Source organism: Streptomyces sp. NPDC058646 (genome assembly GCF_042716875.1).
In the GTDB taxonomy this organism is placed as follows: Bacteria; Actinomycetota; Actinomycetes; order Streptomycetales; family Streptomycetaceae; genus Streptomyces.
The window spans coordinates 1-16,505 of sequence record NZ_JBHXRK010000057.1 but is presented as its reverse complement, the minus strand read 5'-3'; the positions used below and the strand labels follow the sequence as shown (position 1 = coordinate 16,505).

Sequence of the window (16,505 nt, the reverse complement as noted above, 5' to 3'; positions counted from 1 at the left end):
GACAAGAGCCCGGACAGCTACCTCGCCGGCCTCCACCTCCGCGCCGCAATGATCTGGATCGACGACCTGATCAAGACCGCCGAATGATCACGACATCACACAGGCCCTAGCGGCGGCGCAGCAGTGCACGTAGGCCCTGGCCGACCCGGCGACTTCCTCAGCTCCGAGGCGTCGGAGGAGATCCTGACCGTGGCACTCAGCGCCGTACGCGAGGACGAGCGGGCCGGGTACGTGCAGCGCCGGGAGCATTCGCAGACCGGCACCGGGGGCGCCTGGAGGAGCTGCTGCGCGCGTACGGGCCCGGCAGCAAGCCCGCCTCGCACGGCCGGTACATGCTGGCCGGGCAGCCCAAGAGCCTGATCGTCTGCGAGCGCATGGAGAGCGCCCCGTTCCTCCTGCGCGCCCGATGGGACGCGTCGCTGGAGGAGCTTCTGCTGGACGACCTCGAGTTCGCGTGGGGGCCGGCCACCCGCCTCAGCCGGATAAACCCCCGGCCGCTGCCGCCGAAGCAGCCCTGCAGCGTGGTGCGCGCAGCGCCGGGTAGGTGCTGGACAACCCTGCACGAGCCGCGTGCGCCGCAAGGCCACCGGCGGCTGTCGCCAAGGTCAGGAGGCCGCGTCATGTCCGCACAGGATTCGGAACCGGATACGAGAAGACCGGGCAGCGCACTGTCCCCAACATCTTCATCCGCCAGCAACACGTCGGTGGCTGTGACGACGTGAGTAACGACGTGGTGAGCGATAGGCGGATGATTAATCGGCGAGGCGAAGGTCGGTGATGAGGCGGAAGCGTTCCAGAACCGCCAGCGTCGTGTCGTCCACGGTGAATTCGGGGTCCTCCAACGCAGCGCGCATCTCCTCGCTGTGCCAAAACCGCTCGTGGCCCGCCCGCCACTCGGCCACGCTGGTGTCACCCTCCCCCTCGTCCACCACGTGAGCGAGATCCACCTGCGCCAGCGGGACGACACGCACGCCGGTGATCTCGATGACCGCGACCGGACGGTCATCCGAGTCGATGACCACCGAACGGCTCCCGACTTTCGGCAGGGGCTCCCCCTCATGCTCGTAGTCGACAAGGAGTGTTGTGGTGGAGGTCTTGGAACCGTTGAGGATCGCTGCGACGAGCTGGTCGCGCAGCGGGCCGGGGAAGGCGAACTCGGCCCTGGGCATCGATGCGAGGTTCGCGGGTGGGGTGGCGTCAGTCGTCATGCGGTCACGGTAACTGTCCATGCCGCGCGGGCCGGCAGGAGTGGGCCGTGACGTGGCGGGGAACCGCGGGTTGGGTGTTGTTGTGACGCAATACCTGGCCCGCACGGCCCTTTCCCATCGTATCTGCACCGGTCTGTCCCGGCGTCGACTCGGTGCGCTGATCGGAGAGTTAGCCAGCCCCTGGATGGCCTCCGAAGCAGGGCGGCTCCATGAACGTCGAGGCCACGAGCGTCTGCGCGTGGCCGGTGCCGGACCGAACCACGAGCTGGTGTTCACCGATCGAATGATCGCCACCCTGGTGATCCTGCGCTTTCAACTCCCACACGCCGCCCTGGCCCTGTTCTACGGCGTGGACCGCTCCACAATCACCCGCGCTGTTCACGAGATCCGTCCACTGCTTGCCGCACGGGGCTTCGCCGTTCCCGGCCAGCCCGACCTGCGGCTTCGCACGCTTGCGGGCGTGTTCGCGCACGCCGCTGCCAAGGGCGTCGAGCTGCGGAGCGACGGCACCGAGGTCCAGGTCCGCCGCCCGCGGGCGAACAAGCCCGGCCGCCGCGCCTTCGTCTCGGGCAAGCGCAGGCAGAACACCAAGAAAGCCACCGTCATCACCGACGGGAAGGGCCGCACGCTGTGGACCGGGGCGTTCCGGCCCGGCCGCATGCATGATCAGACAGCATTGAAGACCGAGGGCATCTGGGATCTGTTCGAGCAGTTCCCCGGGGTCAGGGCCAAGGTCGACGCCGGCTATCTGGGCCTGGCCAGAGATTTCCCCAACCAGGTCGAGGCGCCTCCGAAGAAACCGAACAAGGACGCCACCCCCGAGGAACTGGCCGTCTGGGAAAGGGTCCGACACCAGCAGTCCTCGGAGCGGATCTGCGTCGAGCACGGCAACGCCGAGCACAAGCAGTGGCGGCCCCTGCAACGCTGGATCGGACGCCGCGAGTACTACGACGAGATTCACTCGGCCGTCGCCGGCCTGGTCTCCGACCGTGCCGCCGAGAGGTGATCACCCACCCGACGACTCTCCAGGCCAGCACGCCCCACCCTCAATCGCGCACCACGTTGTTAGAGAGGTGAACCTTCGGCACCTACCTCGGATTGCTTGCTCCCAGCGGCCGAACTAGGAGTCCGAAGCGGTGCCGACGGGGCAGCGGCCGCAGATCACGTACAGCTCAGGGTACGGCGGTCATGGCTCATCGGGGTGTTGCGCCACCTACCGGAACGGGAGGTGCTGCCGGGGACAGTCAGGCCGCAGTCCAACCGGTCCAGGCACTCCCGTACCGCAGCCCTGGGTAGCTGTTGTCGATATCCGTTCACCGATGGATTCCCGGGGAAGAGGCGTCAGTATGAGATGACGACGTAGGAGTCGCCGCCCGGCTCTCCAGAGCCGCCGGGGGCGCCGGGGCCAATTCCGGCGTTGCCGCCGTCGCCGCCTGCGGCACGGCCGTCCGGTGCGGGCTGCGCGGGCAGGCCGCCCTGCCCGCCGGCCTCGAGGACGCCGGGGGCGCCGTCGCCGCCATTTTGGATCGTGCCGGCTCCTGAGCACGTTCCGGTGCCGCCCTCGCCGCCGGCCCCGGGGGTGATTCCCCCAGGACCACCACCTGCGCCACCGCCGCCGCCTCCCTGCCCGCCGGTGGCGGTAGCCAGGGCGGTGGCGTTGGGTGCCAGCAGGGCAGCAGCTTCTCCCGGCTCGCCGTCACCGCCGGGAGTGCCGACGGGACCGGCCGTACCGCCTTCGCCGCCGGCTCCGCCTTCGCCTGTGTCGACCGTGTAGACGGTGCCCGGCGTCACCGGCACGGTGCACGAGACGTAGCCTCCGGCTCCGCCTCCGCCGCCTCCACCGCCGACTCCGGGGCCGGATCCGCCGGCTCCGCCGCCTCCGCCGCCCGCACCCCAGACTCGGGCAGTCACGGACGTGACACCCGCGGGTGGGGTGAAAGTTCCGTCAGAGGTGAACACCACTTCACCGCTGGGCGGGGGGGTCGGGGTGGGGGTGGGGGTGGTTCCGACGACGGGGCCCGACTGGGCGCCGGCACCATTCAAGCCGGAGCTGTCCCTCCCGCTGCAGATCTGCTGGACAGCGGCCGCACTCGCCGGTCCACTTCCGAGAAGCGGGCCATTGAGGAGACCGTTCTGGAAGGTCACATGAGTGACCTCAGAGCTCTGATCGCACTCGACCACGTTCGCGCCCGGGCCCGTATCTCCGCCCACGTAGGCGTGGACGAAGGCACCACCGGCCCCCAACACACTGGCACTCCCCACCATGGCAACTACCAGAGCAGCCCGATGAAACCTGCGCACAACATCTCCCTGTCATCCGATTCAAGAGGTGGCCAGAGCACGGTGGGTGACCGGTCTCGTAAGGGCGCCATGCCTCAGCGCACCGCTGGACATGACCCCACCACGCCCTGCACACCAAGGGATCTCGGGCGGTCAGGCTTGACCTCCCGGGAGCCGGCACCTGGAGCCGCACCGTCAACCGGGCCGCGACCCAGGGTCGGGCGCGCCGGGGCGTTACAGGACGCCGGGCAGAATACTGCTGACGGTGGGGGCAAGGTCGCTGAGGAGTCCACCTCCCGTCCTGGCGGAGGCGCCATTCACGCCGAGGCTGTCCCTCCCGCTGCAGATCTGCTGGGAAGACGTTGCGGTCGCCGGGCCGCTACCGAGAAGCGGGCCATTGATGAGGCCGTTCTGGAACGTCACCTGTGTGACCTCGGCCTGCTGATTGCAGGCGGTCACGTTGCCGGGTTGGCCCGTCTCCCTGCCGTCCGCGCCGTGGGCGGAGGCGACGCCGGCGCCGAACACGCTGATACTTCCGGCCATGGCGGCTACCAGGGCAGCCTTGCGAAGTTTGCGCACAGCATTTCCTCTTCGTCAGAGCCGCAACCATCCTTTGGATGGAAATGACAGATGTGGACGCTATGTGAGATTGATGCTCTTTTGTGGGCGACACGCCCACGGGTCGTGGCGTGGCAGACCTCCACCCACGGATGGTTCTACCGCCGGGAGCCAAGCAACATCTGTTGGTCGCCGCTGGAAACGTTCCGTCAGCGGCAAGAAACGTGTTGCTGAGTTCTGGGAGCGCGCCGGTACTTGTTTCCGGCCGTCTCGTGTGCTGGTCGGCTCGGAGCAAGTGATCATGGTCCCGGACGACTCCGAATGACCCCAGCCGCAAACTGACCGCCGGGATAAGTCCGGAGCGCCTCAGTCGTTTCCCTGCCACCGCAGGCACCGCCGCGTACCTCGCTGTCCGCTGGCCTCACCACCGAAACCGACTACCCGAGAGGACCCAACACCTGATGTCCATATGGCCTTCGATCGTTGCCGTACTCGGTACCCTCGCTGGTGCCCTGACCGCCGGGCTCCTCCAGCAGCGTTCGGCACGCGCCGAGGAGCGCGCCGACAGCCACCGCCAGGATCAGCTCGGCGCCGTCACCGACTTTGCGGCCGCCCTGGACGCGCACGGCTCGGCGATGTTCCATCGGGAGCGTCTGGCCCTGACCGAGGCAGGCACCGAGCACCAGCTGGAGGCCCAGACGAGGTCCCACGACACCCGGGCGGCAATCACCGCGCCCCACATCCGCCTTCAGGTCCTGGCCCCTGAGCTGGCTGGCGCCGCCCAGCAGGCCGCAGATGCCACATACGCGCTGCGCAAGGCCATTGACCGGACCGAGCTGGGGGTCGTAGACGGCGTAGGTGCAGGTGGCGATGTAGGGGTCCAGGCCGGCGGTGATCCGGTCCAGGTTGCGGAGCACCTCCGCGGGCTCCAGGTCGAGGGTGGCGAGGGTCTGGGTGGCGGTGCGAAGTCGTCCCATGGTGGTGGCGGCGTTGATGCCACTGCCCATGACGTCGCCGACGACGAGCGCGGTCCGGTCGTCGGTCAGGGGCAGGACGTCGTACCAGTCGCCGCCGACTTCGATGGCCGCGCCGGCGGGCTGGTAGCGGGAGGCCACGTCCAGGCCGGACAGGTGCGGGGGTGGCTGGGGCAGCAGGCTGCGCTGGAGGGTGAAGGCGGTGGCGCGCTGCTGCTGGTACCAGCGGGCGTTGTCGATGCAGACGGCGGCGCGGGCGGCCAGCTCGGTGGCCAGGGTGGCGTCGTCATCGGTGAAGGGCAGCGGGTTGCGGGCACGTACGAGGTCGAGGGCGCCGAGGACTTCGCCGCGGGCGGTCAGGGGGACGGCGAGGTAGGAGTGGACGCCTGCGCGGGCCAGCATGGCCGCGGCCCTGGGGTCGCGGGCGATGAGAGACAGGTCGGCCTCGGCCACGTGGGGCACCATGACGGGTCGGCTGGTGTTCACGCAGCGGGTGACCAGGCGATCGGCGGCGTAGTGGGCTGCTTCGCCGGGGAGGGTCGGCGGCGTCGGTGGGGTAGGCGGTGGCGACGGCCAGGGCCCTGAACACCGCGGGTCCGTCAGCGGGGGCGGGGGCGGGGTGGCCGGCCAGGGCGGAATCCAGGATGTCCACGGCGGCCATGTCGGCCAGTTCGGGGACGGCGACGTCGGCGAGCTCGCGGGCAGTTTGCTCCAGGTCCAGGGTGGTGCCGATGCGCACGGAGGCGTCGGCGACGACCGCCAGCCGGTGCCGGGCCCGGTCCGCGTCAGTGGCTGCCCGGTGGCGGTCGCTGACATCAATCACCGAAGTGGCCACTCCCAGCACCGTCCCACCGGTGTCTTCCAGGCGGTAGAAGGACACTGACCAGGCGTGCTCGGTCTCCGGGTCGGCTCGGGTGCGGCCCAGGGTGTGCTGGCCGACCAGCGGCTCGCCGGTGGCCAGCACCTGGCGCATCGCAGGACTCGACATGGTCGGTGTCCAGGAGCGGCAGCACATCCCCCACGCGCCGGCCGAGATGCTCTTCGGCGGGCAGACCGTTGATCCGTTCGAGTGCCGGGTTGAGCGCCACAAACCGCAGATCGGTGTCCATGACGGCCAGACCGATCGGAGACTGGTCCACCAAACGCACCGACAGCGCCAGATCCCGCTCCACCCGTCGCAAGAGTGCCTGATCGGTGGCCAGCCCCAGCGCGTACAGATCGCCGAGGTCTTCCTCCAGCCGCATATTGCGGAACTCCAGCAGCCGCGTTCTGCCATCCTTGTGCCGCACCGGGAACGTGCCCGCCCAGCTCCCGCCACCGCCCATCACCTCGGCGAACAGCCGCAGCACGAGATCGACATGCTCGTCGGCCACCAGCAGCTGGGCCGCGTACCGGCCGAGCGCCTCCCCGGCGCTGTAGCCGGTCAGCGCCTCCGCCTGCGGATTCCAGAAACCTGGCCGCTCCCCTGTTCACGGAGGCCAAGCAGCTGGTCCACGGCAGCGCCAGCACCCTGCGGACGACCGCCGGGCACCTGCGTGACTTCCACGGCCTTCACCCGAACGGGGGAGAGCCTGAAAAAGCTGGGCACGGACGGCATCATGGGCGCCACGGCCGACGCCTTTAGGGACGCCGTCCAGGAGAAGGCGCCCCGCTGGTTCGCGGCCGCGACGCCTTCGAGACGGCGGCCGGCGCAGTCGGCCGCTTCGCCGACACGGTGACCTGGGCGCAGGGACAGGCCAAGGAGGCGATCGAGGAGTACAAGACCGCGGTCAAGCTGTCGGAGAACGCCCACGCCGCCTACGAGACGTGGGTCAAGGACTACGAGTCGACTGTCAAAGCTCAGCAAGATCCACTGCCGGCCCGCCCCATGGGATTCACCGATCCGGGTGCGGACGGCATCAAGGCCGCCCAGCAGTTGCTGGCCGAGGCGCGGCGCCAGCGCGACGACGTGGCTCGCTCGGTGGCGCAGGCGTTGGAGAAAGCCCGTGACGCGGCGCCGAAGGTGTCGGCCGCCGACGCCGCGCTGGTCGAGCTCGTCCGCAAGGGCGCGGAGGTTGACCACTTCCTCGACGGGATCGCCAAGGGCACAGCCGGCCTGGTCAACTTCGCCGCCCGCCGCCCGGGCCTGACCATCACCGGCCTCTGCACCGGCGGTGCAGAAGGCACGGGTCGTCGACGACGGCGACGTGGTCACCGCCGGCGGCGTCACCTCCGGCCTGGACCTCGCCCTGTGGCTGGTCCGCCGCGAACTGGGTGTCGACGCCGCACTCGGCCTGGAGCCCATGCTGGAGTACGAGACCCGCGGCACCGTCTGGACCTCCTAGCGGTGTCACAGAGATGTGCATGAGCACGCGACATGCCCTCGGCCCTAGTTGCATACTCTGTGCACATGCATGACTACCGCATCAGGACCGCGACCACGGATGACCTCGGCGAGGCGCGAGCAGTGATGCTCGACGCCGTCTACCACGACTTCGGCACCGGCTACGTCCCCCGATGGCACGCCGACATCATCGATCCGGAGAGCTTCTATCTCGTTCCGCCCCGGCACACCCTCCTGGGGGCCGTCGACGAGCGGGACGGGACGGTCGCCGCCACGGCGGCGCTGGACGCCCCGAGCACCCACCGAACCCGCAGTGGATCGCAGAGCGCTTCCCCTCGGGCGAGACCGCGCAGCTTCGACGGGTGTACGTACGCCCCGAACACCGGCGGCGCGGCCTGGCCCGTCGGCTGGTGTCCGAGCTGGCGGCATTCGCGAGGGCGGACGGCGGCTACCGGTCGCTCTATCTGCACACCTACCCGTCGTCGCCGGGGGCGGAAGCCCTGTGGCGGTCCCTGGGGAAGCTGGTGCTCGACGAGCGGGTCGAGGAACCCCGCCGAGGCGGGGAGACGCTTCACTTCGAGGTCCCCATGGTTTAAATGAAAACGATTATCGTTTACTCTATCGGTCGATGCTCCTTGATCGGCACGACCGGAAGACGAGAACGCGAACCATGAGAAGACCCCGCCGCCGATTCATAGCCGGCCTGCTCCTCGCGCCCCTGCTCACCGGCTGCTTCGCCTCCCGCGACGGCGGTTCCCAGGCCTCCGGCTCGTCGGGCTCCGGGGATGGCGCGCGGCTCCGCGTGGCGATGGCCTTCCCGCCCACCGAGAACTTCTCCCCGTACGGGGACGACGCCTACGACCTGTCCAGGCTCGGCGTCTCCGAGGGCCTGACCCAGCTGGACGCCAACGGCATCGCGGCCCCGGCGCTCGCCCGCTCCTGGAGCAATGAGGACGGCGGCCGTAGTTGGCTGTTCACGCTACGGGAGGCGAAGTTCCAGGACGGCGGCAATGTCACCCCTGACGCCGTCGTGACCGCCCTCACCCGTGCCGCGCAGACCAAGCCGGTGCCGACGGCCCTGGGCGGGGTGACCCTGACCGCCGAGGCCGTCGGCGACCACCAGGTGCGTGTTCGTACCGAAGCCCCCGACCCCATCCTTCCGCTGCGACTGTCCAACCCGCGTCTGGCAGTGTTCTCCCCGAAGGCGTACGCGCAGCAGGACACCGTGAACCCCGTCGGCACCGCTACCGGGCCGTACGTCCTGAAGAAGATCACCGGCGAGACGGCGGCCTCTCTGGACCGCTTCGACGGCTACTGGGGAGGACGCCCGCAGGCGTCCGGCATCGACGCCACGTTCATAGCCGACGGCGCAGCCCGCTCCAACGCGCTGCGCACCGGCCAGACGGACATCGCCGAATCGCTGCCCGTCGCCCAGACCGCCTCCTTGGACAAGCAGTCGGTCCAGGAGAAGCCGACCGCGCGCAACGTCGTGCTGAATCTCAACACGAAGTCCGGCCCGTTCGCCGATCCGGGACTACGTGCCGCCGCCCGGGAGGCCATCGATCCCTCCGTCCTCGCCAAGGACGTGTACGAGGGATACGCGGAGCCGGCTCAGGGCATCTACGGCCCCGCGCTGACCTGGGCCGCGGGCAAGCGCGTCGAGCCGAAGGGGCGGGCGAAGGCCTCGGATCCGGACGGCACGTCCGTGACCATCGCCACCTACAGCAACCGGCCCGAGCTGCCGGAGGTCGCCCAGGTACTGCAACAGCAGCTACAGAAGGCCGGGTTCACCGTGAAGCTGGAGGTCCGTGACCTCGCCCGGTTCGACAGCGACGCGCTCGCCGGGAAGTTCGACGCCACCGTCTACGCGCGCAACGTCCTGCTGGACACCGGGGACCCCGTCTCCGCCCTCGCCGGCGACTACACCTGCCAGGGTGGCAACAACCAGTCACAGCTGTGTGACAAGAAGGTCGACCAGGCCGTCGCCAAGGCCACGTCCGTCACCGACACCGCACAGCGCCAGGACGCCGTCATGGCCGCCGAAGCCGCCGTCCTCGCCACCGACGCGGTGATCCCGCTGGTACACATGAAGATCGTCATGGGCATCGGCACCTCGGTCGAGGGCACGCTGATGGACCCGTACGAGCGTCTCCTCGTCGGCACGGGAACGCGGCGCTGACACGATGACCGGCCCTGTGAAAGGCGATACCGCCACCCTGCGCGCCATCGCGCGGGGCGGCGGGCTCACGCTGGCGTGGCGGGGCACACTCACCGCCGCCCTGGTGTGCGGCATCGGCCTGCTGCCCTGGCTGTCGCACACGGACCCGGCGCTGACCGTGCTCAAGGCACGGTCGGCGGAGAGCGACCCCGGCCCGGAGGCGCTACGCGCAGTACGAGACCAACTGGGCCTCGACGACGGCCCTTCGGCGATGCTCGGGCGATGGCTCGGCGGTCTGCTGCACGGGGACGCGGGCCGTTCGTGGGTCTCCGGCGGTGACGTGCTGCCGTCCGTCGTCCAGGCCCTCGGTGCCTCACTGTTGCTGATGGCCGGGGCACTGGCCGCAGCCGTGGCCACGGCCGGCGCCGTGTGCGCCCGCACACTGTGGCTGGGCTCGCGCCGCCGGCTCGGCGAGCGGAAGTCCGGCGGTACCGGCCCGGCGGTGCTGGCCGCGCTCCCCGAGTTCCTCCTCGCCTCCGTACTCGCCTCGGTCATCGGGGTGCAGCTCGGCTGGCTGCCCGCCCTGGGCTGGTACGGGCCCCAGTGGATGGTGCTGCCCTCGCTGGCGCTCGGCCTGCCCGCCGGAGCCGTCCTCGGGCGGATGCTGGACGACCTGCTGCCCGGCGCCTTCGCCGAGCCGTGGACGCTGGCCGCCGCCGCGCGCGGTATCCCGCCTAGGTCCGTGGCCCGGCAAGCGTTGCTGCGCTGCGTGCCCGGCGTGCTGCCCAACCTGGGTCTGTTCGTGGTCGGCCTGACCGGCGGCGCCGTCGCCGTGGAACAGATCTACGACATCCCCGGCCTGGGCAGGCTCACGCTGCGCGCCGCCCTCGCCCAGGACCTTCCCGTCCTCCAGACCGGCACCCTCGCCCTGGTCCTGCTCGCCGCGATCGCCGGCGCTCTGGCCCGGCTCGCGGCCCGGCTGCTGATCGGACCCGCACTGCGTGACGGCGCCCTGCACTCCCTGCACCGGCCCACGTCAGCCCCCGCCCGCGCCCTGCCCCTGCTGTACGGCGCGCTGCTCGCCGCCGTCATCGGCTTCGGCCTGCCGCGCGACCCGCTCGCGCTGGAGACCGGCTCCCGTCTCCAAGCCCCCTCCCTCACGCACCCCTTCGGCACCGACGCGCTCGGCCGGGACATCCTGGCCCGCATCGCACACGGCGCGCTGACCACCCTCGGCATCGCCCTGGCAGTGAGCGCCGCCGCTCTCGTCGTCGGCGTACTCATGGGCCTGTTGCGCCGGCTGTCCGGGCCCGTGGCCGACACCGTCAACGCGGTCCCGCCCGTCCTGGCGGCCCTCCTCGTCACCGGACTCGCGGGCAGCGGGCCGTGGACGCCCGCGCTCGCGGTCGCCGCCGTCGCCTGGTCACCGCTGGCCACCCACACCTCCTCGCTGCTGCGCGAGGAACGCGCCACCACCCATCTCACCGCCACCCACGCGCTCGGCGCGGGACAGTGGTACCTCCTCACCCACGGGCTGCTCCCGGCCGTCCTGCCGCCCGTGACCCGCCAGGCGCTGCTCCGACTGCCCGGTGTCGCACTCGCCCTGGCCGCTCTCGGCTTCCTCGGCCTGGGCTCCCAGCCACCGTCTCCCGAGTGGGGCCTGCTGCTCGCTGAGAACCAGCCGTACGCCGAACGCGCGCCGTGGGCGGTCCTCGCCCCGGCCGCCGTCCTCGCCCTGCTCGGCACGCTGGCGGTCACCGCTACGGACGGGGTGCGCCTGCCCCGCCTGCGCCGGCCGCCGGGAGCACGCCCGGCAGCGCGGCAAGAACGTCCCGCCGAGACGGAGCAGGCGACCCCCGCGCCGCCACGTACGCCCGTACTCACTCACCCCGCCGACTGACGGAACCCGATGACCGCTTTCTTCCTCCGGCGGCCCGCCGGGGCCCCGAAGTCCCCGCGCGAGCGGATCTGGAAGACCCTGCCACCGCTCCTGAGGCTACTGATCCTGACCCAACTCGCCTTCAACGTAGGCTTCTACGCCGTCCTGCCGTTCCTCGCCCAGCACCTCGGCACCGCGATCGGCATGGCGGGCTGGACGGTCGGCTTCGTCCTCGGCCTGCGGACCTTCAGTCAACAGGGCCTGTTCGTGGTCGGCGGCTGGCTCGTCGACCGCTACGGCGTACGTCCCATCGTCTTCGCCGGCTGCGCGCTGCGCGTCGCCGGCTTCGCCTGGCTCGGGTACGCGGGGCAGACTTGGGCGGTGATCGGCGCGGTCCTGCTGATCGGCTTGGCCGCCGCCCTGTTCTCCCCGGCCGTGGAGTCGGAGGCGGCCCGGCAAGCCGTGGCATGGGAGGAGGACGGCCACGGGCCGCGCACCCGGGTGCTCGCGCTCTTCTCGGCGGCGGGCCAGGTCGGCGCCTTCGTCGGCCCTCTGCTCGGCGCCCTGCTGCTCGCCGTCGACTTCCGCACCACCTGCCTCGCCGGAGCCGCCGTCTTCGTCCTGGTCCTCGCCGGACACACCCGGCTGATGCCGCAGCACATACCCGGCCGGGTCCATACCCGGGCCCGGGGCGGGCTCCGCGTACTGCTGCGCAACCGCCGCTTCCTCGCCCTGTGCTGCGCCTACGGCACCTACCTCCTCGCCTACAACCAGCTCTATCTCGCCCTGCCCGACGAGGTGCAGCGCGCGACCGGCTCCCAGTCCGCGCTGTCCTGGCTGTTCGCCCTGGCCTCCCTCCTGGCCGTGTGCGCCCAGCTCCCCGTCAGCCACTGGGCGGGCGACCGGCTTGACCTGCGCCGCTCCATAGCCGTCGGACTGCTGCTCATCGCCGCCGGCTTCGCGATCGTGGCAGCCGCCCGGCCCGCCGCCTGGACGGGCATCGCCGGGCTGCTGCCCGCCACCGGATACGTCCTCCTACTCACCCTGGGCCAGATGTTGATCGTCCCGGCCACCCGCGCCTGGGTGCCCGACCTCGCCGAAGACGGCCGTCTCGGCCTCTACACCGGCGCCCTGTCCTCCGTCTCCGGCCTCATCGTCCTCCTGGGCGGCTCAGCCACGGGCTCCCTCCTCGACCTGGACCTGCCGCCAGCCGTGCCATGGCTCGTCCTCGCGGCTCTGCCGGCCCTGGCCGTGGCCCTGCTGCCTCATCGCCCGGAAGGCGCCGGAGGCGGGGCGGACGCGGTCCCGGCGCGCTGACACCGCCTCACCTTCGCGCGGCCCTTGGAACCATCCGGTCGCGCGTCACCCGCGCGCGAAGCTCACTGATCGAGCTGCTCAGGGAAGGCGAAGGCTCCCACCAGACACAGCCACGGCCGGACTCGGGGCCCGGCCTGCCCGGCGGCTCGGCACCGCCGTCGGCGTGACGAGGCCGAGGTGTATCTGTCCGTCAAGTCACGAGGCAAATCTCCTCAGGTCCGCGGCGAGTGAGGCGATGGCCGCGGGATTGCGCGGGCTTTCCACCAGTTCCGCGTAGTGGAGGACGACGATCCGGTCATTCTTGACGGCCGAGACGCCGGCGAGCGGCGGATAGGACTTCAGGAACTTCCGCTTCTGTTCCGCGGTGGTGTCACCGTAATCGTTGATCACGATCACCTCGGGGTCACTCTCGACCACCGTCTCCCAGCCCACCGTCGCCCAGCTGTCCTTGAGGTCCTTCATGACGTGATCGCCACCCGCCTTGGTGATGATGTCGTGCGGCCCGGCGTACAGACCCGAGGTCAGCGGCTTGTCCTGCCCGTGGTCATAGAGGAAGACGCGCGGACGGTCGGCGCCCTTCAGGGCCTTCGCCTCCGCGTCGGCCACCTGCTTCTCGAAGTCCGCCATGAGGGCCTCCGCACGGTCATCGACGTCGAAGATCTTTCCCAGGTTCCGCAGGTCGGTGTACAGCGCGTCGAGCGGCGGCATCACTCCGCGTGCCTTTCCCTGCCCGTTGCGGCACGATTCGCTCAGCAGGTACGAGTCGATGCCCACCTTCTCCAGCTCGGCGGGGCTGAAGCCCTCCCCCTCGTTGAAGCCGTAGTTCCAGCCCGCGAACACGAGATCGGCGCGGGCGTCGAGGACCAGCTCCTTGTTGATCGTCTTCTGCGAGAGCCACTTCGTCTTCTGGTAAGCGTCCTTCCAGGGAACGGATGTGAGATCGCCCCTGTCGTCGGGCATCACATAGCCCGCCATACGGTCCTCGAGTCCGAATGCGAACATGATCTCGGTGATACCGACGTCATCAGTGACCACGCGCTGTGGGGCCATTTCGTAGCTCTACCCGGCGTCCGAGGGCGCCAGCCTTGAACGCAGCCTTCGGGAGGCGCCCTTGGCGAGCAGGTCGGCCTCCATCCGGTCCGCATACGGATGCCGGCCCCGCTCGCCGAACAGGTTCCGCAGCTGCGCCTCGGTGACCTCCTCACCCGGCGCGAGTCCGAGCACGGCAAGTCCGCGGCCCATCCATCGCCCGGCCGGGACACCGGCCTGCTCCTGGGCCTCGCGCAGCGGCGTACGCGCCGGGCGGCGGCCGTCGCCGACGACGACCTGGCGCAGGTAGTAGCGGTACACCGGACCGGCTCGAATGATCGCGATATCCATCATGGAGACCATGCCACACCGCCCTGACCTGCAAAGGAAAGGCCGATCAGCGGCATGTCCCGCCAGGCGGGAGCAGCGGCCGAACCTTCTTCCCGGCGTCCCCCCAGGCGGGAAGCGGCCCCGGGCCGGAAGCGAATGTCATCGCTCTCCGGTAGCCCTCACACCACGGCCCGGACGACACCATCCAGCAGCAATGAGCACCATCCAGCACCAAGGAACGCACACCACCAACGAGCACCGCCTACAGCAGCCCCCGGCAACCGCCGGGGGCTTCGTCGTGCTGCCCGGAGGAGACCACCGTGCCCACCTTCGAGACGCTCCCCCGCTTCACCGCCGGCCTCCAGCACCTCACCCCCGCCCAGCGCCAGCGCTTCCGCCGCGTCGTTCTGGAACCATTCGTGCCCGACCTGCGCACCGGTCGGCTTTTCCGGCCCGGCTTGCGCGTGACGGGGGTGCGGAGCGCTCCGGGGTCTACGAGCTCACCCGGGCACCAGACGGGCGCGCCACGTGGTCATACGGCCGTGAGCTGCGCGGCGAGCGGCACATCGTCTGGCGCGGCATCGGCACCCACGAGATTCGCATCGGGCCCTGACCGGCCGGGACCCCGTCGGGTTATCGATGTCACGGCGCGTGCATCTCACCAGCCAGGTCCTTGCGGGATCGGACAGCTGGGGGCGGCCCATGACACGTGCGCTCCGCGCAGGTTCTCGCCGATACGGTGATCTGCACGGGGTTCAGGGCGGCTGTGCTGATGCCTTCACGGTGGTCTGGTGACCAGAGGCGGCCTTCTGGTGTCCACGCAGACGGAACCTCAGCTTTGTGGCCGCACGCCGGACCCGTCGCTGTGGGCCAGGCGGGCGAGGACCTTGGCGTACACCATGGTTGCCGCTGCGGTGACGGTCGCTACGGACGCCAGGGCGAGGATGCCCATCAGTGCGGGCCACTGCCGCGACTCGTCGCTGCGGCAGACTCTGTCCTGAGGCCACGGGTCGCTTAGCGGGCTCTGGCACACAGCGTGGGTCCCCTTGTATGAGGACACCTCGGGGCCGTAGTCGGCGACCATGAGGAAGATGAAGCATCCCCAGATCAGCATGGCGAGGAGCATCCAGACGATCGACCACCCCTCAATGCGGCGCGCATCCCGGGCCCTCGTCTCAGCCCCCTCTGGTGCGGTGCCTGCAAGAACCGACACTTCCAGAGGCGTCTCATCGGCTGTCATTCTTGCCCCTCCACCTTTCAATTAAGGATCATCAGTCCATCACAGCCTGTTTGCGCACCTGACATCCCCAGAAGTCATGGCCGGGCCTGCGTCTTCGCGATGGAGAGCACAGCGCCGCGAACGCGCGGCACGCTGCCGCCTCACGGACCAGAGCGATATAGGGGATATGGCGCGCGGGTGGAACGTGCTCCCCTGTGCAGGGACGCTCGGCGGTTCTCGCGGTCACGCACCGGCGGATGGGCCGCTCAAGGCTCGGGCGTGCTGGTGGGCAGCGGAGCCGGCCAGGGTGTGGGGGTGCTCGCCGCTGGTGGCCAGGAGTATTCGTGCCTTGGCGGACTCCATGTGGGCGCGGGCTCCGGTGCGAACGGGGCAGCCCGGTTCGCTATGAGGAGCAGCATGGTCCCGGCAAGGAGTGGGGCGATGATGATCAGGGTGAGTCCGATGGGGTTGCGCGGGTTGTAGTAGTACCTCTGGGTGCCCCACTTGCTTCGCTTGAACACCGGCTCATGGTCGTAGTTCACCTGGCATCCCCCTCGTTTCGCGTCTGCCTCCGCTCGCGTCTTGGGGCCCGCTCACGGCGGGCCCCAACGTTGTGCGAGCTAGCCGACAATTTCGATCTTGCCGTTGGACGAGTTCGGCTCGGGCATGGCGGCCGTCTTGGCTGGGGTGAGGTTGCCCAGGAGTTGGGCGAGGTCGACGCCGGTGGTGGAGGAGAGGAGTTCCATGCCCTGGGCGACGTTGTCCGTGACGGTGCGGGAGAGCTTGCTCGCGCCGTCGGTGGAGATGACGGTCATCTTGTCGATGGCGGACAGTGGTTCGGCGGCCTTGGCTACGACCTGGGGCAGTGCCTCGACCATCATCTGGATCATCGCGGCGTCGCCGTAGCTTTCGAAGGCGTCCGCCTTCTTCTGCATCGCTTCGGCCTCGGCGGCGCCCTTGGCCAGGATGGCCGCGGCTTCAGCGTCGCCCTCCAGGCGTACGGCTTCGGCGTGGGCGGCGCGGCGGGCGCGTTCGGCCTCGCCTCGCTTGGCGCCCTCGATGGCCTCGGCTTCGGCGAGTGCGGAGCGGCGCTGCTTCTCGCCTTCACCGGTCAGACGGGCCCGCTCGGCTTCGCCCTGGGCGGCGGCGATTGCCGCCAGGCGCTCGGCCTCGGCCTGCTTGACGCGGGCGACGCGCAGGGCTTCGGCTTCCTGTTCGGCCTGGTAGCGG

11 protein-coding genes and 5 pseudogenes are annotated in these 16,505 nt (G+C 70.2%); 7 read left to right on the top strand and 9 right to left on the bottom strand.

Annotation, left to right across the window (positions count from 1 at the left end; translation table 11 throughout):
- Positions 1 to 752: 752 nt before the first annotated feature.
- Positions 753 to 1,208, bottom strand: coding sequence for an ASCH domain-containing protein (locus tag ACFWUZ_RS35515; protein ID WP_384382135.1), 456 nt, complete (start codon positions 1,206 to 1,208; stop codon positions 753 to 755).
- A gap of 82 nt (positions 1,209 to 1,290) precedes the next feature.
- Here ACFWUZ_RS35515 and ACFWUZ_RS35510 point away from each other — a divergent pair, with 82 nt between their 5' ends.
- Positions 1,291 to 2,214 carry a transposase family protein gene (locus ACFWUZ_RS35510; RefSeq protein WP_384382133.1) on the top strand — a complete coding sequence of 308 codons (924 nt, stop codon included), beginning with the start codon at positions 1,291 to 1,293 and terminating at the stop codon, positions 2,212 to 2,214.
- A gap of 335 nt (positions 2,215 to 2,549) precedes the next feature.
- Here the strand turns inward: ACFWUZ_RS35510 and ACFWUZ_RS35505 are convergent, their stop codons facing one another.
- The 3 genes and pseudogenes from ACFWUZ_RS35505 to ACFWUZ_RS35495 form a co-directional block, all read right to left on the bottom strand.
- On the bottom strand, positions 2,550 to 3,119 hold the full coding sequence (locus tag ACFWUZ_RS35505; protein WP_384382131.1) for a hypothetical protein: 570 nt from the start codon (positions 3,117 to 3,119) through the stop codon (positions 2,550 to 2,552).
- A gap of 603 nt (positions 3,120 to 3,722) precedes the next feature.
- On the bottom strand, positions 3,723 to 4,067 hold the full coding sequence (locus ACFWUZ_RS35500; RefSeq protein ID WP_384382129.1) for a hypothetical protein: 345 nt from the start codon (positions 4,065 to 4,067) through the stop codon (positions 3,723 to 3,725).
- 818 nt (positions 4,068 to 4,885) lie between these two features.
- Positions 4,886 to 6,468: pseudogene (locus tag ACFWUZ_RS35495) on the bottom strand (PAS domain-containing protein); the annotation flags it as partial.
- On the opposite strand from ACFWUZ_RS35495, the pseudogene ACFWUZ_RS35490 reads away from it, so the two are divergent.
- The 5 genes and pseudogenes from ACFWUZ_RS35490 to ACFWUZ_RS35470 form a co-directional block, all read left to right on the top strand.
- Positions 6,379 to 6,962, top strand: a pseudogene (locus ACFWUZ_RS35490) (putative T7SS-secreted protein); the annotation flags it as partial. The pseudogenes ACFWUZ_RS35495 and ACFWUZ_RS35490 sit on opposite strands and share 90 nt — an antisense overlap.
- A 244-nt stretch (positions 6,963 to 7,206) precedes the next feature.
- Positions 7,207 to 7,344, top strand: coding sequence for a hypothetical protein (locus ACFWUZ_RS35485; protein ID WP_384382139.1), 138 nt, complete (start codon positions 7,207 to 7,209; stop codon positions 7,342 to 7,344).
- 65 nt (positions 7,345 to 7,409) lie between these two features.
- Positions 7,410 to 7,939 (top strand): annotated as a pseudogene (locus ACFWUZ_RS35480) (GNAT family N-acetyltransferase).
- 74 nt (positions 7,940 to 8,013) lie between these two features.
- Positions 8,014 to 9,522: an ABC transporter substrate-binding protein gene (locus ACFWUZ_RS35475; protein WP_384382127.1), complete on the top strand. Its 1,509-nt coding sequence runs from the start codon at positions 8,014 to 8,016 to the stop codon at positions 9,520 to 9,522.
- A gap of 4 nt (positions 9,523 to 9,526) precedes the next feature.
- Positions 9,527 to 11,200, top strand: a pseudogene (locus tag ACFWUZ_RS35470) (ABC transporter permease subunit); the annotation flags it as partial.
- A gap of 61 nt (positions 11,201 to 11,261) precedes the next feature.
- Here ACFWUZ_RS35470 and ACFWUZ_RS35465 read toward each other — a convergent pair.
- Positions 11,262 to 11,309, bottom strand: coding sequence for a hypothetical protein (locus tag ACFWUZ_RS35465; protein WP_384382137.1), 48 nt, complete (start codon positions 11,307 to 11,309; stop codon positions 11,262 to 11,264).
- A gap of 101 nt (positions 11,310 to 11,410) precedes the next feature.
- On the opposite strand from ACFWUZ_RS35465, the gene ACFWUZ_RS35460 reads away from it, so the two are divergent.
- Positions 11,411 to 12,697, top strand: coding sequence for an MFS transporter (locus ACFWUZ_RS35460; RefSeq protein ID WP_384382125.1), 1,287 nt, complete (start codon positions 11,411 to 11,413; stop codon positions 12,695 to 12,697).
- 195 nt (positions 12,698 to 12,892) lie between these two features.
- Here ACFWUZ_RS35460 and ACFWUZ_RS35455 read toward each other — a convergent pair.
- The 4 genes and pseudogenes from ACFWUZ_RS35455 to ACFWUZ_RS35440 all read right to left on the bottom strand — a co-directional run.
- Positions 12,893 to 13,756, bottom strand: a pseudogene (locus ACFWUZ_RS35455) (ABC transporter substrate-binding protein); the annotation flags it as partial.
- Positions 13,757 to 14,089, bottom strand: a complete 333-nt coding sequence (locus ACFWUZ_RS35450) for a relaxase domain-containing protein (RefSeq protein ID WP_384382123.1) — start codon at positions 14,087 to 14,089, stop codon at positions 13,757 to 13,759.
- 799 nt (positions 14,090 to 14,888) lie between these two features.
- The gene (locus ACFWUZ_RS35445; RefSeq protein ID WP_384382121.1) at positions 14,889 to 15,170 is read right to left on the bottom strand and encodes a hypothetical protein; all 282 of its coding nucleotides are present in this window, start codon (positions 15,168 to 15,170) and stop codon (positions 14,889 to 14,891) included.
- A gap of 725 nt (positions 15,171 to 15,895) precedes the next feature.
- On the bottom strand, positions 15,896 to 16,505 hold a 610-nt coding region (locus ACFWUZ_RS35440; RefSeq protein WP_384382119.1), incomplete at its 5' end, for a flotillin domain-containing protein.